Here is a 20,892-nt window from a genome sequence, read left to right as displayed (position 1 = left end):
AGGTATCTTTAAGGAATTAAAAATCAACCCTTAATGACCCGACTACTCGTTTTATCCTTTCTACTCATTATTGTTGGCTGTAAGAAGGAGACCACCTACCATTACGATTTAGCGATTACCAATGCCCAAGTCATTGACTTGGAAACTGGAAATGTTGAACAACAAAACATTTACATTTCCAATGGGAGAATCCAAGCAGTTACCGCGATAGATTCCGTGGCTAATATCAAAGCTGATTCTACTATTGATGCCACCGGAAAATACATATTGCCCGGTTTTTGGGACAACCACATTCACTTAAGAGGAGGTGATTCATTAATTGCCAACAACAAGAATTTTTTGAAGCTATTTATAGCCAATGGAATAACTACGGTGCGTGATGCAGGTGGCGACCTTACCCATGCTGTGATGGAATGGGAACATCAAATTGCCGTGGAAGACCTTGTTGGACCTACTATTTTTACCGCAGGTCCAAAAATTGATGGTCCTGGTGCCACTTGGGCTGGCTCATTGGAAGTGGAAACCGAAGACGAAATCATAAAGGCATTGGATTCCTTGGAGGCCTTAAATGTGGATTTTGTTAAAATTTATGATAGCAGGATTTCACCCGAAAACTACCTCAAAACCATAGAAGAAGCCAAGAAAAGAGGGTTCACTGTATCGGGACACATGCCATTTACTGTTACTCTGGATGAAACCATAAATGCAGGCATGGATGGCATTGAACACCTTTACTACATTATGAAAGGGTGCGCCAATAATGAACTTGAGGTAACCGAGAAAATAAACAATGGTGAAATGGGATTTTGGGATGCTATGCCAGCACTCTTAAATGCCTATTCGGATAGTACGGCCCAAAATACCTTTAACAAGTTAAAAGAGAACGATGTTTTTGTGGTCCCCACACTTCATATTGGAAAAACCTTAAGTTATTTGGATGAGGTAGACCATACCAATGATAAGTACCTACGGTATATGGGTACTGGAATCATTGATACCTATCAACGTAGAATCCGATCAGCCTTAAATTCATCGGAAGAAGCCCGAGAAAACCGTAAACAATTGGATACCTTTTTTGGGGAATTGACAAAATCACTTAACGATGCAGGCGTCCAGTTATTAGCAGGTTCCGATAGTGGTGCATACAACTCCTACACCTACCCGGGCATATCGTTGCATAAAGAATTACAGATTATGGTGGAAAATGGGATATCGCCATTGGATGCACTTCGCACATCAACAGTAAATGGAGCCAAATTTTTAAACCAAAATGATAATTACGGAGCTGTTTCCAAAGGAAAAGTTTCAGATTTGGTCATTTTGGATGAGAACCCATTGGAAAACATCGAAAATACCCAGAAAATTTATTCCGTGATTAAGGGAACCCAAGTATTTTCTAAAAGACAACTGCAAGAATTATTGAACAACTCCGTGATAGATTAATTCCAAACAACCAGAACATGCAATCAAAACATTATTTTTTCTTACTTCTATTTTTGTGTTTGAACAGTCTACATTCCCAAACCCTATTAATTCCTGAACGGGTTTTTGATGGTATAGCAATGCATGAGGATTGGGTCGTAGCTGTAAATGAAAATCGAATTACCTACGCTGGCCCAATGGATGGCTTAAAAACAGCTGGTTCATACACCAAACATGAATTAAAAGGCATGACCTTAATGCCTGGTATTATTGAGGGACACTCCCATTTATTGTTGCATCCATACAATGAAACCGAATGGAACGACCAAGTACTGAAAGAATCTCCCACGGAAAGAGCAATTAGAGGTGTGGTTCATGCTAAAAAATCTTTAAGTGCAGGTGTAACATCCATGCGAGACCTAGGTTCTGAAGGAGCAGGATACACCGACGTCTATCTCAAAAAAACTATAGATGATGGAATCATTCCCGGCCCACGTACTCTAATGGCAGGTCCTGCAATAGTCGCCACTGGTGCCTATGGCCCAAAAGGATTCCATGATGGGGTTAAAGTACCGTTGGGGGCTGTGCCCGTAAGCGGTAGCGACAAAGCGATCAAAGAAGTACGTACCCAACTTGGTAATGGTGCCAATTTCATTAAAATTTATGCAGATTATCGATGGGGCTCGGGCGAGCCCTCCCAACCTACATTTCTGCAAGAAGAAATTAATGCCATGGTTTCGGCGGCCACTACTGCGGGACGTTATGTTGTGGCACATGCCAGTACTCCTGAGGGAATGCGACGTGCCATTTTAGGAGGCGTGGAGACCATTGAACACGGAGATGGTGCAACCATGGAAGTGTTGAAATTGATGAAAGAGCGCAATGTAGCCCTATGCCCTACCCTCGCAGCCGGCGATGCGATTGAGCAATACAAAGGTTGGAGAAAAGGTAAAGAAGCCGACCCAGAAAGGGTGGCCAAAAAGAAAATATCGTTTCAATTGGCTTTGGAATCTGGAGTCGATATTGTTTTTGGAGGTGATGTTGGTGTGTTTACCCATGGTGAAAACTACCGGGAATTAGAGCTTATGGTCGAATATGGAATGGAGCCCATCAAAGCTTTACAATCGGCCACCTCTGTGAATGCAAGAATCCTACATTTTGATGGATTGGGGAGTATTCAAAATGGGTATTTAGCCGATATTATTGCAGTGGAAGGCAATCCCTTAGAAGATATCTCACAAATGAAAAATGTTAAATTTGTCATGAAGGATGGTATTGTTTATAAAAACGAATAAACCTCTATATTCCTACGATGCTTCATTAACATCATTTTAAGAATTGAGGCAGGGGTTTTTGGTATCTTTAGGCGACTAATTAACGACCAAAATGAAAAAGCCTGTCTATATGTTGATGCTTCTTGCATCGATGACCTCGTTTTCCCAAGAAAAAAAAGACGATTCCAAATGGGATGTCACCAATCCCAAAGGAGATTTCAACTTCAAAGAACACCAATTCAGTACTGATGAAGGTACCTGGATGAACCTAGATGTAAGCCCTGATGGAAAAACCATTGTATTTGACCTTATGGGTGACATCTATTCCATGCCCATTACTGGCGGAAAAGCAACCGCATTAAGAACAGGAATTCCTTTTGAAGTACAACCTCATTTTAGTCCTAATGGAAAGAAAATCGCCTTTACCAGTGATGCGGGCGGCGGTGACAATATTTGGGTGATGAACATAGATGGTTCCGATGCCGAACAGGTCACCAAAGAAAAGTTTAGGTTGTTGAACAACTCGTATTGGATGCCGAACGGTAATTATTTGGTGGCTAGAAAACATTTTACATCGGGGCGCTCCCTAGGAGCAGGTGAAATTTGGCAATATCATATCACCGGTGGATCAGGAATTCAACTTACCAAACGAAAAAATGACCAGCAAGATGTAAACGAACCATGTATTTCACCTGATGGAAAATATCTTTATTACAGTGAAGATGTCTATCCTGGTGGATTTTTTCAATACAACAAGGACCCGAACAAACAGATTTATGCCATAAAACGCTACGATTTTGAAACGGGAAAGACCATTACAGTGACTGGTGGTCCTGGGGGTGCAGCGAGACCACAAATTTCACATGATGGCAAAACCTTGGCTTTTATAAAAAGAGTTCGAACAAAAACCGTACTGTATCTTCATGATTTAGAAACTGGTGAAGAATGGCCAATTTTCGATGACCTCAACAAAGATCAACAAGAAGCATGGGCCATATTTGGTGTTTATCCCAATTTTAGTTGGATGCCCGATGATAAAGAAATCGTATTCTGGAACAAGGGAAAAATTTACAAAATTGATGTAAGTACATTGGCGGTGTCCAACATTCCATTCACTGTTGATGCCAAAATCCAAATTGCAGAAACCCTACACAACTATTCCCCTGTAGCTCCCGACCAATTCACGGCTAAGGTTATACGCCATGCTGTAACCTCTCCCGACCAAAAAACATTGGTTTTTAATGCATTGGGACATATTTGGACCAAAAAATTACCCAATGGAAAACCTAAACGGTTGACAAACGGAAGCGATTTTGAGTTTGAACCCACCTTCTCCCATGATGGGAAAACCATCGCCTTTGTTACTTGGAACGATGAAAATTTAGGCGCCATTTACAAAATACCTGCTTCTGGTGGAACTATGATCAAGTTGACCACGGAAAAAGGAATCTACCGAACACCAAGTTTTAGTCCAGATGGAAATATGATTACCTATCAAAAAGAATCGGGCAATAACGACCAAGGTAGAAGCTTTACCAAAAAAACAGGAATTTACACCATGAATACGGATGGTTCCAATGTAAAATGGGTGATAAATAATGGAGCATATCCAACTTTCACTAAAGATGGGAAACGTATTTTTTATCAAACTGGTGGCACCTATTTTGGAAACCTCACCAAATCGCTCAAATCCGTTAACCTTAATGGAAAAGACGAACGAACCCATATCAAATCCAAATATGCCAACCGCTTGGTGCCCAGTCCTAACAATGAATGGATTGCTTTTACTATTTTGCACAAAGCCTATGTGGCCCCTTTGGTGATGAACGGAAAGGAAATTGATTTGGACAACAATTCCAAAGCAGTACCTGTTTCTCAAATTGCAAAAGATGCAGGCATTAATCTTCACTGGTCCAAAGACAGTAAAAAAATATTCTGGACCCTTGGTGAGGAGTATTTTACCAACGATATAAAAGACCGGTTTACATTTCTCCCCGATTCACCGGAGAAAATTGCCAAGATGGACAGTGTCGGTATCAAGGTAGGCCTGACTTCAAAAACGTATAAGCCTTCAGGAAGAATCGCATTTACCAATGCTCGTATAATCACGATGGAAAATGACGAGGTTATAGAAAAAGGAACCATTGTCATTAACGAGAATAAAATAGAATACCTTGGAAAATCCGATGAGATCAATGTGCCAAGCAATGCCAAAGTGTATGATGTATCCGGAAAAACCATAATGCCCGGTATTGTGGACGCCCATGCGCACGTTGGTGGCTTCCGCTATGGACTAACGACACAAAAACATTGGCAATTATATGCAAATTTGGCCTTTGGAGTAACCACATCGCATGACCCCTCTGCAAACACCGAATCCATTTTTGCCATGTCCGAGCTCATCAAAAATGGAGATATGATTGGTCCTCGTTTGTTCTCCACTGGAATTATTCTTTATGGAGCGGATGGAGATTTTAAAGCGGTCATCAACAATTTGGACGATGCACGTTCCGCTATTCGAAGAACAAAAGCCTTTGGTGCCAAATCCGTTAAAAGTTATAATCAACCCCGACGTGAACAAAGACAACAGGTAATCCAAGCTGCTCGTGAACTGGGAATCAATGTGGTGCCCGAAGGTGGTTCTACCTTCTACACCAATATGTCCATGATTATGGATGGACATACGGGAGTGGAACATAACATCCCAGTGGCACCGGTATACAAAGATGTTTTGGAACTCTGGAAAACAAGTAATTCAGGCTATACTCCAACCCTAATCGTGAATTATGGCGGAGTAAACGGCGAATACTACTTCTACCAAAAAGACAATGTTTGGGAGAACGAAAAATTATTGAAATATACCCCGCGTCAAATAATAGACTCACGTTCCAGATACCGGACTATGGTACCTGACGAAGAGTACGAAAATGGTCATATTCTAGTTTCTAAAACTGTAACCGACTTATCCAATGAAGGCGTAAAGGTCAATTTGGGAGCCCACGGCCAATTACAAGGACTAGGCGCTCATTGGGAACTTTGGATGTTGCACCAAGGTGGAATGACGAATATACAAGCCCTACAAGCTGCTACCATTAATGGTGCAAATTACATTGGTGCAGGAAACGATATAGGCTCATTAAAAGTGGGCAAATTGGCCGATTTAATTGTACTCGACAAAAACCCACTGGAAGATATTCGAAATACAGAGACCGTAAAATACACTATGGTCAATGGACGCCTTTTTGATACTGAAACCATGAATGAAATTGGCAACACCCAGTCTGAACGTTCACAATTCTGGTGGGAAAACAATAAGTATAATGCTGCTTTTCCTTGGCATCAAGAAGCTCAAAGCTTTACCAGACCAGGTTGCGGTTGTCATGTTGGACACAACTAAATTAAACTCAAAATAATAAACCCTACTAATGAAAAAATCAATTTTTCTCTTTTTCTTGCTAATTGCAACAAGTATTACAGCACAAGAATTAAACATGGACTTGGTTCAGGATATGAAACCAAGAAATATCGGTCCTGCTGGAATGAGTGGTCGTGTGACTTCGATAGATGTTGTCCATTCCAATCCAGATGTTATGTTCGTTGGAACTGCTTCGGGCGGGTTATGGAAATCTACTTCCGGTGGCATCAAGTGGGAGCCAGTATTTGATAACCAAGTGACAGCTTCAATAGGTGCTGTGGCCATTCAGCAATCCAATCCGTCCGTAATTTGGGTGGGAACTGGAGAAGGAAACCCGAGAAATAGCTTGAATGGAGGATATGGCGTTTATAAGTCCTTGGATGGGGGTAAAACCTGGAAATCCATGGGATTGGAAAAAACACGGCACATCCATAGGGTAATTATCGACCCAACAGACCCAGATATAGTATATGTAGGAGCCATTGGTTCCCCTTGGGGCGAACACCCGGAACGAGGTGTTTTTAAAACTACCGATGGTGGCGAAACTTGGGAAAAAGTATTGTTTGTAAACAACAAAACTGGTGTTGCCGATTTGGTAATGGACCCAAAAAACCCAAACAAACTGATTGCTGCCATGTGGGAACACAAAAGAGAACCATGGTTCTTTAACTCAGGTGGTGAAGGCAGTGGATTGCACATTACGCATGATGGTGGTAAGACTTGGAAAAAAGTGACCGCCGATGATGGCCTGCCCAAAGGGGATTTGGGAAGAATTGGTGTGGCCATCGCCAGTAACAAACCCAATATTATTTATGCCTTGGTAGAAGCCAAAAAGAATGCCTTGTACAAGTCAACTGATGGTGGCTTCAAATGGAAAAAAATCAATGATAAGAGCGATATTGGTAATCGGCCGTTCTACTATTCTGAAATCTATGTAGACCCTCAAAATGAAAATCGAGTCTATTCTGTATTTACGTATATCAATGTTTCTGAAGATGGTGGAAAAAATTTCACCCAATTGATGCCCGCATATGGTGTTGACAATGGGGTTCACCCTGACCATCATGCCTGGTGGATTCATCCGAAAAATGGCCAGTTTATGATGGATGGAAACGATGGCGGACTCAATATCACCAAAAATGGAGGTAAAACATGGCGTTTTATAGGCAATTTACCTGCTGCTCAATTCTACCACATCAGTACTGACAACGAATATCCTTATAATGTATATGGTGGTATGCAGGATAATGGTTCTTGGAGAGGACCTGCTTATGTTTGGAAAGCACAGGGGATTAGAAATAGTTATTGGCAAGAAATCGCCTTTGGCGATGGGTTCGACGTAGTTCCGGACAGGGATGATAGCCAATATGGCTACGCCATGAGCCAGCAAGGATTTGTGAGCCGTTACGATTGGAAAACGGGGGATGGATATATTGTACGCCCTACCCCACCCGATGCTGACACCATGCTTCGATTTAACTGGAATGCTGCCATTGGCCAAGACCCTTTTGATAACAGCACCGTATATTTTGGAAGTCAGTTTGTACATAAATCCACCGATAAAGGATTGACATGGGAAGTGATTTCCCCAGATTTGACCACCAACGACAAAGAGAAACAAAAACAGAGCGAAAGTGGCGGATTGACCATGGATGCCACTGGGGCTGAAAACCATTGTACCATTATTGTAATTGAACCATCACCCGTGGAGCAAGATATGCTTTGGGTGGGAACGGATGATGGCCGCGTGCATTACACCCTTAATGGAGGACAAACTTGGATAGATGTAACCAAGAACATCAAAGGGCTACCAGCAGGAAGCTGGATTCCACAAATCAAAGCCTCAAACAATAACAAAGGTGAAGCTCTTTTGGTTGCCAATGACTATAGAAGGTTTAACTATACGCCTTATGCATATCGAACCAAAGATTATGGTAAAACTTGGACTCGAATCGTAGATGAAAATGATGTTGAAAGCTACACGCTTTCCATAATTGAAGACCCAGAAAATCCAAACCTCATGTTCTTAGGCACGGATGATGGCCTTTATATTTCTTTAAATGCAGGAAGTAATTGGAAAAAATGGAATAAAGGTTTCCCAACAGTTTCCACTAAAGATTTGGCAATTCACCCAAGAGAGCAGGATTTAGTGATCGGAACTTTTGGAAGGGCCGCTTGGGTATTGGATGATATCCGTCCTTTGAGAAAATTGGCCGGCAACGCTTCCATCTTACAGAAAGAAGTTAGTTTGTTCGATAGTCCAGACGCATACCTAGCGGCTTATCAACAACCTACCGGAGGCCGTTTTGGTGGTGATGCCATTTATAGTGGAGAAAACAGGGAATCTGGCGCCATGATTACCTACTACCTTAAAGAAGGAAGTAAAAAGGCCAAAGAAGAGAAAAAGGATGAAAAGGAAGACGATGAAAAAGAAGCTGACGAAGAAAAGTCCAAAGAAAAAACCAAGGATTCCATCTTCTTTGAGTTTTATGATGGCGATAGACTCATTAGAACTTTGAAATACAAAACTCCTGAAAAAGCAGGTTTCCACAGAATTTATTGGAACTTGGATGAAAAAGGACCGGACAGACCATCAAGAACCATCAGAAAAAACAACCGTGAACGCGGTGGTGTAAATGTAAAACCAGGCACTTACAAAGTGAAAGTTATTTATGGCGAAACGTCCGATTCAACCTCGGTAACCGTGAAAACAGATCCAAGGTTGGATGTTAACATGGCCTCCATCAACGAAGTGTACGAAACCAGTAAAAAGCTGGAAGGCTACACACAAACCGCTGCAGATGCCGTAAAACAATTGGTTGAAAGCAAAGATTTAGCAAACAAGTTCAAAAAAGAACTTAAAGAATTGGACAAGGATAAGTTCAAAGAACAAATTAAAGCCTCGGAAGAAATCGTAAAACAGATTGATTCCGTTGTAGTACTCTATCTTGGCAAAGATGATAAACGCCAGGGTATTGTTAGAAATCCCGAACCTAATGTAATGTCTAGATTGGGCAATGCATCCTACTATGTAGGTTCTAGAAAATCAGGGATTACGACAACTGAAAGGAGAATGATTCAGTTCGCCGAGGAAGAGCTAAAGGCTGCATTGGACCAAACCAATGCATTCTTTAATGAAAAATGGAAATCGTACCGAACTTCCATTGAATCATTGGACCTTTCTCCTTTTAAGGAAACAGAAAGCTTTAATCTAAAGTAAAAAACATGAGAAAAATATTGGCCATTGCCCTAATTGCAAGTATTTGGGCTTGCAAAGAAGAGAAAAAGGAACTTTCCATCGCCGAAACGATGAAGACCTATACCATCTCCCAAATGATGGACAACGAATCCATCAGGGGAGGCAGTTTTTCACCGGACAAATCCAAACTGTTGGTTTCGAGTAACCGTTCTGGTATTTACAATATGTACACCATTCCAACTTCGGGTGGTGATATGATGCCTATTACACAATCGGACAGTTCTTCTGTTTTCGCTATTTCCTATTTTCCAAAAGATGAGCGAATGTTGTTCCGTATGGATAATAATGGGGATGAAATCTATCACATTTTTGTTCGAGATACTGATGGCAGTCATAAAGACCTGACGCCAGAAGAAGGGGCACGATCTCTTTTTTATCAATGGTCAGAGGACAAAACCGCATTCTTTTACGGTTCCAATAAAAGGGAAAGTCGATTTATGGATTTGTACAAGATGGATTTAGAGACCTTGACTTCGGAATTGGTGTTTCAAAATGATGACGGGTATGATGTTGGTGTAGTCTCACCTGATGAAAAATATGTGGCATTAAGTAAGTCCATCAACACTAACGATAGTGATTTATTTTTATTCAACTTGGAGTCTGATGAATTGATGAAAATCAATAAAAACCAAAGTGGAAACGCTCCACAGGATTTTTCTCCTGATGGCTCTGCCCTATATTACACCACTGACGATGGTAGCGAGTTTTCCTATTTGATGAAATATACGATTGCCGATGAATCCTACGAAAAGGCCATGGAGCGTGATTGGGATATTTCAGGAAGTTATTTTACCCAAAATGGAACCTACCAAGTAACCTACATTAACGAGGATGCAAAAAATACCATTGAAGTAATGGATGTGGCTACCGGGGAGAATATAGACTTGCCCACTGTGGAAAACATGGAGGTTACAAGTGTTAGCTTTTCCGATGATGAAACTATGATGCGTTTTTACGCAGGAGGTTCGCATACACCCTCTAACCTTTACGTATACAATCTAGAAACCAAGGAACAGAAAAAATTGACCGATGTGTTGAATCCAGAAATTCAGGGTCAGGACTTGGTAAAAGCAAAAGTGGTACGTTATAAATCTTTTGATGGACTGGAAATTCCTGCCATTTACTATTCGCCCCATCAGGCAACCGCAGAAAATCCGGTTCCTGCCTTGGTTTGGGTGCACGGAGGGCCGGGTGGTCAATCCCGCCAAAACTTTAGCTCCTTCATCCAATATTTGGTGAACCATGGCTATGCAGTTTTAGCAGTAAACAACCGAGGAAGTAGCGGATATGGAAAGACCTTTTACCAAATGGACGATTTAAACCATGGTGACAAAGACCTTAAGGATTGTGTAGAAGGCAAAAATTGGTTGGCTCAACAGCCCGAAATTGATGGTGAAAAAATTGGAATCATCGGAGGATCCTACGGTGGTTATATGACGATGGCCGCATTGACCTACACTCCCGAGGAATTTGATGTAGGTGTGAACCTGTTCGGGGTCACCAACTGGATAAGAACGCTAAAAAGCATACCGCCATGGTGGGAATCCTTTAAAGATGCACTTTACAAAGAGTTAGGAAACCCATATAGTGCAGATTCTGTTCGTTTAAAGCAGATTTCCCCTCTTTTCCATACGGATAATGTTACGAAACCTTTGATTGTGCTTCAAGGTTCGCAAGATCCAAGAGTACTGCAAGCAGAATCCGATGAAATTGTGGCAGGAGTCCGTAAAAATGGGGTTCCCGTGGAATATGTGCTTTTTGAAGATGAAGGGCACGGTTTTGTGAAGAAAGAAAATCAAATCACGGCATACAGTAAAATTTTAGAGTTTTTGGACGAGTATTTAAAAGAAGAACAAAGTACCCCAATAAAAGAAGAGAGTAAATGATCAGAAAAATAGCAGGCCTTTTTATCTTATTTGGATTAGTGAACGTAAATGCCCAACAACCCGGAGAGGATGAAACGGGTGCGTGGTATATGTATTTTGGGACCAACAAGGTTTCGGAACGTTTTAGTGTGCATACGGAAGCCCAGTTTAGGCTTTATGAAACCACAAGCAACTTCAACCAATTATTATTGCGAACCGGTCTCAACTACCATATCAATCCAAATGCTATTGCAACAGCCGGTTATGGATTTATAGACACCGATACCAATTTTTATGAGTTTGATGGCGAGGTGAATTTGAAAGAGCATCGAATCTTTGAACAGTTTATTCTAAAAAATAAGGTATGGGAATTGTTTTTTGAGCACAGATACCGATTGGAGCAACGCTTTCTGGATTTTGGAGAAACCACTGACACCCAACACAGGGCTCGTTATCGCATTCAAATGACATTGCCTTTAACGGACACTTTTTTCTTGAATTTTTATGATGAACTATTCATTAACCTTCAAGATGATTTGTTTGGTCAAAACAGATTGTATGGTGCGCTAGGAGTTAATATTACTGAAAACAGTAGTATTCAATTTGGATACTTGAGAAACCAATTTGCCAATGCGGTATATGACCGTTTACAAATTGGTGTTTTTTACAATCCTGATTTAAGGGGACTGTTCAAAAAGGAGAAACCTTAAAAATCCATTGGTAAATAGCTTGACTTGGGTATATATAATGACTAGTTTATAGGCTAATCATAAAAATTCATTTTAATGAAAAAAGTACAAATAACAGCGATAGCGCTACTATTTATAACAGCTTTTAGTTGTAAACAAGCAAAAAAGGAAGCCGAAGAAACAGCCGAAGAGGTTGAGGAGACCGTTGAACAAGTTGCAGAGCAAATTGACCCGGAAGTCATTACGTTCACAATGGAACCCAAAAGCGATAGTAATGTAAGCGGTGAAGTTGTTTTTACCCAAAATGAAGGAGAAGTAATCATGAGAGCTACCTTTTTAGGACTCGATGAAGGTGAACATGCTATCCACCTGCACGAAAAAGCCGACTGTTCTTCATCCGATGGAAAATCTACCGGAGGACATTGGAACCCCACCCATGAACCACATGGAAAATGGGGCTCCGAAGATGGATATCACAAAGGTGACATTGGTAATTTCACAGCAAACGCAGATGGGAACGCCACCGTGGAATTTTCCACGGACGAATGGTGTATTGGCTGCGGTAATGAGAAAAAAGATATTTTAGGAAAAGCTGTAATTGTCCATCAAGGAACAGATGATTACACTTCGCAACCTTCGGGTGCTGCCGGTACACGAATTGCTTGTACAGGAATCATTCAATAATATTTTAAAAACACCAAAGTAAAAAGCTGTCCTTTTGGGCAGCTTTTTTTATTGACACCCCTTTAAATATTGCCTAACTTGGACCTAAATTTAAAAAATCCGAAATGAAAAAAATTCAAATTGCCGTATTGGGGCTATCACTGGTAGTCGCTTTCAGCTGCAAACAAACAAAAAAAGAAGAAGAAAAGACAGAAGAAGCGGTTGCAACCTATAGCATAGTAGAGGATTCTACCAATGTTCGGTTTACCGCTTACAAAACTTCAGACAAAGTTCCCGTTGGTGGTACCTTTCAAGAAGTTAAATTGACATACGCCGCTGGTGAAACTCCAATGGAAACATTGGATGGCCTAGAATTCTCCATTCCAGTGAGCAGCCTTTTTACCAATGACCCAACAAAGACAAGGGATCCAAAAATCATTGAATTCTTTTTTGATAAAATGGCAGAGACCCAATCGATTACAGGTACCTTTACTTTTAAGGATGATAAAAGTTGTGCTGTACGGTTGAGCATGAACGGAATGTCTACCGAACTTCCAATGGAATATGAAATCACGGAGGACAACCATGTAAATTTCTCAGGAGTTATGGACTTGAAGCAATGGAATGCTTTAGACGCCTTGGCTTCCTTGAACGAAGCATGCAAGATATTGCACACTGGTTCCGATGGTGTCAGCAAAACTTGGGAAGATGTTGCCATTGAAGGTTCTGTTTTATTGGAGCAGAAATAAGCAATAGCTTTTCAACAAAGATTTATAAAGAGGGCTGCCACGAGCAGCTCTTTTTTTATATATTTCGCCAACTTCAATGGATCTGGACAACCTCATACAACAATTTCAGAAAAAGGATACGGTCGCTTTTGAGACATTGTATAACATGTATGCTGAAAATATTTGTGGGGCAATCAATGTAATTATCAAAGATTCGGAGCGTTCCCAAGAGATTTGTCAAGATGTTTTTGGGAAAATTTGGGAAAAATCGGAGCAGTACGACACTTCAAAGGGTCGTTTCTTTACGTGGATATTGAATATTGCCAGGAACGCCGCTATCGATGAAGTGCGCTCCAAAACCCATAAAAACCAAAAAAAGAACCTTCCTGCGGATTCTCTCGCAGGTATTTTTGAAAATGGTGAGGATTTAAACAGTAAAATGGACACCATTGGTCTTCAATCCCTTTTAAAAGGGCTAAAAGAAAAATGCATTTTACTAATAGATATGCTTTACTTTAAGGGATATACACAAAAGGAAGCTGCCAAGGAGCTAAATACTCCCATTGGCACGATAAAAACAAGGATTAGAAGCTGTATTTCCAACATTAGAAAAAATATGGCATGAGCATAGATGTGAAAGAGTACATAGCGTCTGGAATATTGGAACTCTACGTTGCTGGAGAACTGTCCCCTGAAGAAAATCTTGAGGTGCAACACTATGCCATACAGTATCCGGAAATTAAGAAAGAAATTGAGGAGATTGAGAAGGCCATTCTCAAACTTACAGGGGCAGCTTCACCAAAAATGCCACAAGATGGGTTTGCCAAGGTAAAAGCAGAAATAAGGGATATAATTCCGTTCACGCCCGAAGCTTCTTCTGGCAAGGGAACTCCATGGCGCAGTTATTTGGGTTGGGCGGCATCTGTTTTATTGGCAATAGGCTTGTTCTGGATGTATACGGAAAACTCCAAACTCAAGTCCGAGATAGAGCTTACCAATCAGGAAAGGCAAAGCTTGGAAAATATCCTAACCGATACGCAAGAAGAAATTACCAGTAAAGAAACCTTATTACAACAAATAAGGGATAAAAATGTAACCGTAATCGCTCTTGGAGGACAAACGGCGTCCCCTTCATCTTACGCAAAAGCGTATTGGAACAAAGAGGAACAAAAGGTGATTATTGACGCACAAGGACTTCCCGAACCACCTGATGGATTCACTTATCAAGTATGGTCATTAAAATTGGACCCGCTCACCCCTACCAGTATCGGATTGTTGGATGATTTTGCGTCGCAGGACACCAAGCTCTTTACTTTGGAAAACGCAAACGAATCTGAAGCCTTTGGTATTACGTTGGAACCTGAGGGAGGTAGCAAAACCCCAACCTTGGAACAATTGTACACCTTAGGTGCGGTAGGTTCCTAAATTTGGGCAAAAAAAGAAGGCAGCCGGATAAACCAAACTGCCTTCAAAACTTAAATTACCTAAAAAAACAATCGAATATTAAAGTTTAATACCTACACCAACACCGAATACCCATGGGTTGATGTCCACATCAGCATCCACAGTAGCTCCTAAAGCAGTAGTTGCATCAACAGTGGCGGTAGTGTTCAAGAACAACTTTTTAATGTCCAGATTCAAGAACCATTTATCGTTTAGCATAAAGTCAAACCCTCCTTGTAATGCAAAGCCAACAGCTGTATCGTACTCAACATCATCGGCGGTAGGACCTTCATCAACCCCATAAAACAGGGTTAGATTGGGACCAGCACCTAAATAAGGAACAAAATCACCTCCTGTAAAATGGTACTGGGCCGTAAGCGTAGGGGGCAATAACCATACATTTCCCAAATCAATATCACCTGCAGCAGTACCCACAGCCTCAACATCGTGTTTAGTGGTGGCCAAGATTAGTTCCAAAGACCAATTATCATCAAAAAAGTAGGTAATGTCGAACTCGGGAACAACGGAAGTGGAAATATCAACATCTCCCCCAATGGCTTCAATATCGGCACTTTCGTCGGGAGAGACCACAATTCCCCTCAATCTAAATTGCCATTTGCTTCCATTATCTGCTGGGGCATCCTGTGCTATTGCCAAATTGGACAACCCCATTAAAGCCATTACTGCTACTAGTATTTTTTTTCTCATCATGTCTTAATTTTAAAATGATGAGACAAATCTACCGAGCGACAATTGCCAAGAATATGATGTTTATCATTGGATAAAAACGAGTAATATCCTATCCAACCTGTTTATGAGGAAAATAAGAAGGCTAAAACCATTTTTTTCGCTTAAAAATGATGATGGAAATTACAGTGACCATGAGCATCAACCCCAAAAGGGTAAAATAACCGTAGGGCCATTTCAATTCTGGCATGTTTTCGAAGTTCATACCATAAATACCCGCCATAAATGTGAGGGGAATAAACACCACCGAGAAAATGGTAAGGGTCTTCATTACTTCGTTCAACCTATGGCCTTGTACACTAAAAAACAAGTTAATTTGACTTTCCAATTCCATAATATCGGAGTCTATATCTGTAATCAAACCGTTTATTTGCTCCCTAAGTTCGCTAAAGTATTTGGTCTGAAACCCTTTTACTTCTACCCTTTCCAACTTGATGATGATATCTCTTAGACCATGCGAAGCCTTTTTAAAATCTTGAATCAAAGCCTTTTTCTGTTCCACCTCGAACATAAACTCCGGTGTAGGCTCTCGTTTTACAATGGCATCCAATGCATTCTCCATCACCACGCTCTCCTCATATTTGTCCTTGTAATTAATTATCAGGGTTTCCAAGATAAAGAACAGGAGATAATCCGCCCGTTTTTTCCTTATAATGCCCTTGTTTTCAAATATCCGTTGCCGAATCCAATCGAAATGGTCACCCCGCTTTTCTTGTATGCACCAATTAAAGTCTTTGGATATTACAAAATACATTTGTTCGGATTCCATATTATGATGCTCAGTTTTCAAGATTCGGGCAGCTATAAATAGTTGGTCCTCCAATACGATTACCTTGTTCCCCAATTTTTGGTTCAATAATAATCGAAGTAAAAAATCATCCAGACCATTACCATCTACCATTCGCTTGAATTCCTCCATATATTCCAAACCGTAGGTATTAACCCAAGTAATGGATTTATCTCCCTTGGACAACTGCAGGTCTTCCTGTAATGAGAATTTTCGGTTATAATAATTGTCCGGTGAGTAATTTATCACCCATGAATTTTCTTCGAAATCTGTTTTCATGGCTTAGAAAGTGAAAGGGTTTATTCGTAGTTTAGAACCATAAGTTAATCCAAATTTACAGAACTACTATGATTGATCCAATGTCCTTCAAATCCGAGATTTTATTTACCGTTGTTCTTTTGGCTATAATTATTGCCCTGAATTCTTTGAGTAAAAGAGCTATTAGACGATTTGGCAGAACAAGTGCCATTGACATGAACAGTAGAAAAATTATTTTTTATTTAATCAACTTACTGTTCTATTTGGTAGCATTCATGGGCATTTCGTTGATATGGGGCGTGAATTGGAAAGATTTTTCGGTGTTCGTATCCTCCATCTTGGCCATATTGGGTGTTGGTTTTGTGGCCCAATGGTCCATTTTGTCCAATTTAACGGCGAGTGTGATTCTTTTTTTTAATCACCCTCTCCGTTTGGGTGATAGAATACGAGTTATGGACAAAGATTTTGATTGGACCGGCAAAGTTGAGGATATAAGCGGTTTTTATCTTTTTATGCGAACAGACGATGGTAAGCAGATAACCATACCTACCAATTTGGTCATTCAAAAAGGAATAGAAATTTTAAAAGAGAAAAAAACAGATGCCGAGGAAGTAATTTCCAACGAATAAAAAAACACCATGGCTTTAACACCATGGCGTACCTAAAAACATCAACCCAGTTGAAGCCTTAAAGGTTTCCAAGCTTGTTTTTTAAATTTCGTTCACTCTCACCTACGGAACCTTTATTGAGATGGGGTGGTTTTGATGTATCAAATTATCCTAACGGTTTTTTATCGATGTCGTATCCTTAGGATAATTAAAGTCAGAGAAATTGTTTTACTTTGACCCGCTAATACATTTAAATGAACCCTTCTGCCTCCGGTTGGATCAATAAGTTTGGTCATCTCGTAGAACAAGAATCTTCAAAATTTGAAGATTTCAATAGTCTGTACAGGGAACTCAAAAAAAGTGGGTTCGTTTACGGCGTTCATTTAAACATACCCTCCTTTATTGAAGTGGAGCACACCTTGAGTGAAGATGAAATTGCTAAAATCAATTTACTGACCGCTCTATACTTTACCTATACTTTTGAAGTAGGAAAGACTGATTTTGAAGATTTCGTCAATAAAGTGTTTGAGTATTACCAATCTTTGGATGTTAGTCGAATTTCTTTCCTTAACAAGATATTGACCGGGTCCAAAACAGTATCGCAACTGGAAAAATTAATCGACTCCAGAATCTATTTAAGCGATAATACTTTTAGTAGGGCCCTTGGAAATAGTTTGACCAACTCCCTACTGTATGTTGATATACTCATCTTCATAATTTATCTCAGGGGCGAAAAAAATATGATGGAACACGCCCAGCTTTTGGAGTATGTCACTATCAACATTGTCTACCATGCACTCAATTCCAAAGAGACCCATGATTCGGATGCAAAACTGATTCAATTGTTGGGATCATCTTTAACTTATGTAGATCTTGATAAAGCAAAATATGACGGTGATTTTTCCGATCTATTGAACCAAAATTTCACTGCAAACGAAAGGGATTATTTTTTGGATATGGCCTGCTTGACCATATGGGAAGATAAGACTTTGGACTACACCGAAACAGACTATATTTTTGGTTTGGGAAAGAATCTTGACAAGTCCAAAAAAGAGGTGGAATTGGAGCTGGAATTTGTGGAATATTTCTTTGAAGAGAACAAAGAAAAAATCGCCTATTTAAGCAACAAAAATTTGGCCGTTCAATTCTATGATGGGATGTCCAAAAATGTAAGTAAACTGATTCTTAGAAATAGCAAAAGATTAAAAAAAGAGCTTACCGAAAGTAGGGAGTTGGTAGCACTTTTATCGAAGTCAACGGTAAAAGATTTGAATGCTGAAGAGAAGAAAAAAGTACAGAATCAATTGCTGGATATTTTTAAAAGTATTCCCTCTTTGGCCATTTTTATGCTACCTGGTGGAGCAGTACTTTTACCGATTTTTATTAAATTGATACCTAAATTACTCCCCTCAGCTTTTGATGATAATCGTATTGAGGAAAACCAGTGATTTTAATGTAAAAAATTCACTATAAGAAAAACTTATAGTAAGTTTTTTAATATTATTATATTTTGATATTCAGATTTTTAACGCCACTCACTCTAACCATAACTTAAAGTCCCTTACACGTTCTCTACTCACTATCACTTCGTGCTCATTAAAGCAGTTAAATTTGATTTGAAGCCTTGAATTTGTATATGAAATGATATCATCTATGTGATTGATGTTCACGTAGAACTTCCTGCTGATTCTAAAAAAAGTTTGTGGTTCCAACTCCTCCTCCAACTGTTCCAAAGTGGCATCCAATAAATAATTTCTTCCGTCCGAAGTGGCGGCGTAAGTTCCCTTGTTTTCGCTATAAAAACATTCCACTTCGTCGGCATTTATAATTTTTATATGTTGACCAACCTTCGCTGTAAATCGTTTTTTGTATTCCCTCTCCAAGGGGTTTACCAAAAGCTTTTTTATGTCCTCAAAATCGATGGGTATTTTTTGATTTTCAGGCTTAAAATTTCGGTACTTTTTTACGGCACTTTCAAGCTCTTCTTCATCTATCGGTTTTAACAAATAATCAATGCTATTCAATTTGAATGCTTGGAGCGCATATTCATCGTAAGCCGTGGTGAAAATGATGGCACTTTTTACTTCGACCACATCAAAAATTTCAAAGGAAAGTCCATCGGACAATTGAATGTCGAGAAAGATTAAGTCGGGGTGTGGATTTTCTTGAAACCAGGTTATCGAATCTTCCACGGAATGCAACATGTTAGAGACCTCAATTTCCATTTCTGAGAGCAATCTGGACAACCGTCTTGCTGCTGGTTTTTCGTCTTCAATGATTAGGACATTCATGTAATTGTGGTTTGGTGTTTTCGTGTTCGGTATTTATGCTTATTTATACGTTTCGCCATTATCTTCATCCATATATTTCTGGATTTGGCGTTGCTCCCACTTTTTAACAAAAGTAAATTTATCCCGAAATAAGATCAGTGTGTGTACCACCAAAATAAGGGCCCAAATGATCACATTAGCGTTTATCCAATCGTAGTAATAAGATTCTTTTGGGAATGCTTCGGGCAACAAGGAAGTCAAAACACCTGTCTTTAGAAGATACAGGATGCCATTAACGATGACAAAAATGGTAATATGACTGTAGTACCCTTTGAGTTCTTTAACTCGCTTTTTAGCGGTCTCCCTGGCTATATTTTTATCTGTCATCATCTTATTTGTACTTGTTCATTTCCTCTTTGTCCTCGTCCATATATTTCTGGATTTGGCGTTCTTCCCAGCCTTTTCCCAACAGTGGGTTAAATCCAAAGGTTTTAGAGGCATGGAAAAGTATTCCGATGCCCCAGGCGACCAAGGTGATGAAATGCTCCCACTGCCAAAAACTATCGGTATTTAGATATAAATTGATCAAAATAAAGGTGTTTATCACCAAATAAATGGTCAAATGAATGTAAAAACCCTTGATTTCGTCCACCCTTTTTTTTGCCCTATCGTACTTTTCTTTATTTATATTTTCCATGATTACTTCCATTTATTGTTTTGCTCATCATCCCTCATGAACTCCTCTAATTTGCGTTTTTCCCATTGCTTACCAAAAAACGGGTTCAGGTCAAATGTTTTAATGGCATGAAAAACAATTCCGATACCCCAACCAAAAGCGGCCCATAAAAACCAAGCGTAAGCAAAGTGATTGGTAAAGTAGTTGATCAGGGCCAATCCTGAAATTACCAGGACATAAGAGGTCAGGTTACCATAAAACTTTTTGAGTTCTTCTACGCGTTCCCTTGCCCGTATATATTTATTTTCTTTATCTGAAGTTTCCATTGTGTTGTTATTTGATGCGATGTTGTAGCTAAAAATACTCATTCCTAAAATTCTTTGTCCTTCATAAACTCCTCAATCTTACGCTCTTCCCACTCTTTTCCAAAAAGTGGGTTTTGTCCGTAGGCCGTCATCCAGTGGCCTACCAAACCAAAACCCCAGCCAATGGTAGGGAAAATGGCCCACGGGAACTCGGTTGTTCTGAAATTGAGGTATACCAAGAGAGGTATTACGATACAATAAGCGATTAGATTATGATAGAACGATTTGATATTCTCCACTCTTTCTTTTGCTCTGGCGTAGCGATGTTCGTTTGAATTTTCCATGATTGTTCGGTTTTTAATATTGATTGCATGTCAAAATTCGGCATACCCTAATACAAAAAGAAAAGTGAATGCCCGAACTGTAATTTTAATAGGATGAATTGTGGTTGATGAGGGTGAAGGGTGGGAATCTAATCATCAA

19 protein-coding genes are annotated in these 20,892 nt (G+C 39.9%); 12 read left to right on the top strand and 7 right to left on the bottom strand.

The window, feature by feature from the left end; all coding sequences use genetic code 11:
* The first annotated feature begins 33 nt into the window (after positions 1–33).
* The 10 genes from ACQQ5U_RS00760 to ACQQ5U_RS00715 all read left to right on the top strand — a co-directional run bounded on the left by ACQQ5U_RS00760 (position 34) and on the right by ACQQ5U_RS00715 (position 14,740).
* Positions 34–1,443, top strand: coding sequence for an amidohydrolase family protein (locus ACQQ5U_RS00760; protein ID WP_437395014.1), 1,410 nt, complete (start codon positions 34–36; stop codon positions 1,441–1,443).
* 17 nt (positions 1,444–1,460) lie between these two features.
* Positions 1,461–2,717 (top strand): amidohydrolase family protein, encoded by a 1,257-nt coding sequence (locus tag ACQQ5U_RS00755; RefSeq protein WP_437395013.1) that lies wholly within the window; start codon positions 1,461–1,463, stop codon positions 2,715–2,717.
* Positions 2,718–2,808: 91 nt separating this feature from the next.
* Positions 2,809–6,093 (top strand): amidohydrolase family protein, encoded by a 3,285-nt coding sequence (locus tag ACQQ5U_RS00750; protein WP_437395012.1) that lies wholly within the window; start codon positions 2,809–2,811, stop codon positions 6,091–6,093.
* Between the two features lie 28 nt (positions 6,094–6,121).
* Positions 6,122–9,331 carry a WD40/YVTN/BNR-like repeat-containing protein gene (locus tag ACQQ5U_RS00745; protein ID WP_437395011.1) on the top strand — a complete coding sequence of 1,070 codons (3,210 nt, stop codon included), beginning with the start codon at positions 6,122–6,124 and terminating at the stop codon, positions 9,329–9,331.
* Positions 9,332–9,336: 5 nt separating this feature from the next.
* Positions 9,337–11,256: an alpha/beta fold hydrolase gene (locus tag ACQQ5U_RS00740; RefSeq protein ID WP_437395010.1), complete on the top strand. Its 1,920-nt coding sequence runs from the start codon at positions 9,337–9,339 to the stop codon at positions 11,254–11,256.
* Positions 11,253–11,945, top strand: a complete 693-nt coding sequence (locus tag ACQQ5U_RS00735) for a DUF2490 domain-containing protein (RefSeq protein ID WP_437395009.1) — start codon at positions 11,253–11,255, stop codon at positions 11,943–11,945. Before ACQQ5U_RS00740 ends, ACQQ5U_RS00735 begins: the two co-directional genes overlap by 4 nt.
* Before the next feature lie 75 nt (positions 11,946–12,020).
* On the top strand, positions 12,021–12,608 hold the full coding sequence (locus tag ACQQ5U_RS00730) for a superoxide dismutase family protein (RefSeq protein ID WP_437395008.1): 588 nt from the start codon (positions 12,021–12,023) through the stop codon (positions 12,606–12,608).
* 104 nt (positions 12,609–12,712) lie between these two features.
* Positions 12,713–13,336, top strand: coding sequence for a hypothetical protein (locus tag ACQQ5U_RS00725; RefSeq protein ID WP_437395007.1), 624 nt, complete (start codon positions 12,713–12,715; stop codon positions 13,334–13,336).
* 76 nt (positions 13,337–13,412) lie between these two features.
* Positions 13,413–13,940 (top strand): RNA polymerase sigma factor, encoded by a 528-nt coding sequence (locus ACQQ5U_RS00720; protein ID WP_437395005.1) that lies wholly within the window; start codon positions 13,413–13,415, stop codon positions 13,938–13,940.
* Between the two features lie 2 nt (positions 13,941–13,942).
* Positions 13,943–14,740, top strand: a complete 798-nt coding sequence (locus ACQQ5U_RS00715; protein WP_437395886.1) for an anti-sigma factor — start codon at positions 13,943–13,945, stop codon at positions 14,738–14,740.
* Between the two features lie 78 nt (positions 14,741–14,818).
* Here the strand turns inward: ACQQ5U_RS00715 and ACQQ5U_RS00710 are convergent, their stop codons facing one another.
* Both ACQQ5U_RS00710 and ACQQ5U_RS00705 read right to left on the bottom strand, forming a co-directional pair.
* The gene (locus tag ACQQ5U_RS00710; protein ID WP_437395003.1) at positions 14,819–15,469 is read right to left on the bottom strand and encodes an OmpW/AlkL family protein; all 651 of its coding nucleotides are present in this window, start codon (positions 15,467–15,469) and stop codon (positions 14,819–14,821) included.
* A gap of 121 nt (positions 15,470–15,590) precedes the next feature.
* Complete coding sequence (locus ACQQ5U_RS00705; protein ID WP_437395001.1) at positions 15,591–16,571, bottom strand: CorA family divalent cation transporter; 981 nt, start codon at positions 16,569–16,571, stop codon at positions 15,591–15,593.
* Between the two features lie 68 nt (positions 16,572–16,639).
* Here ACQQ5U_RS00705 and ACQQ5U_RS00700 point away from each other — a divergent pair, with 68 nt between their 5' ends.
* Both ACQQ5U_RS00700 and ACQQ5U_RS00695 read left to right on the top strand, forming a co-directional pair.
* A complete protein-coding gene (locus ACQQ5U_RS00700; RefSeq protein ID WP_437394999.1) occupies positions 16,640–17,179 on the top strand; it encodes a mechanosensitive ion channel family protein in 540 nt (179 codons plus the stop codon).
* Between the two features lie 233 nt (positions 17,180–17,412).
* Positions 17,413–18,606: an LETM1-related biofilm-associated protein gene (locus ACQQ5U_RS00695; protein WP_437394998.1), complete on the top strand. Its 1,194-nt coding sequence runs from the start codon at positions 17,413–17,415 to the stop codon at positions 18,604–18,606.
* Between the two features lie 87 nt (positions 18,607–18,693).
* On the opposite strand, the gene ACQQ5U_RS00690 is transcribed toward ACQQ5U_RS00695, so the two are convergent.
* From ACQQ5U_RS00690 to ACQQ5U_RS00670, 5 genes are read right to left on the bottom strand one after another with little or no spacing between them, the layout of a single operon-like run.
* Complete coding sequence (locus tag ACQQ5U_RS00690; RefSeq protein WP_437394996.1) at positions 18,694–19,449, bottom strand: LytR/AlgR family response regulator transcription factor; 756 nt, start codon at positions 19,447–19,449, stop codon at positions 18,694–18,696.
* 39 nt (positions 19,450–19,488) lie between these two features.
* Positions 19,489–19,818 (bottom strand): 2TM domain-containing protein, encoded by a 330-nt coding sequence (locus ACQQ5U_RS00685; RefSeq protein WP_437394994.1) that lies wholly within the window; start codon positions 19,816–19,818, stop codon positions 19,489–19,491.
* A gap of 1 nt (position 19,819) precedes the next feature.
* Positions 19,820–20,125: a 2TM domain-containing protein gene (locus ACQQ5U_RS00680; protein ID WP_437394992.1), complete on the bottom strand. Its 306-nt coding sequence runs from the start codon at positions 20,123–20,125 to the stop codon at positions 19,820–19,822.
* Between the two features lie 2 nt (positions 20,126–20,127).
* Entirely contained in the window at positions 20,128–20,430 is a 303-nt protein-coding gene (locus tag ACQQ5U_RS00675; RefSeq protein WP_245980563.1) for a 2TM domain-containing protein, read from the bottom strand.
* A 44-nt stretch (positions 20,431–20,474) separates the two neighbouring features.
* Complete coding sequence (locus ACQQ5U_RS00670; RefSeq protein WP_437394991.1) at positions 20,475–20,753, bottom strand: 2TM domain-containing protein; 279 nt, start codon at positions 20,751–20,753, stop codon at positions 20,475–20,477.
* Between the last annotated feature and the right edge of the window lie 139 nt (positions 20,754–20,892).

It is taken from the genome of Flagellimonas lutimaris, from assembly GCF_051494225.1.
Classification (GTDB): Bacteria; Bacteroidota; Bacteroidia; order Flavobacteriales; family Flavobacteriaceae; genus Flagellimonas; species Flagellimonas lutimaris_A.
This window is presented reverse-complemented; position numbering and strand designations above follow the sequence as displayed.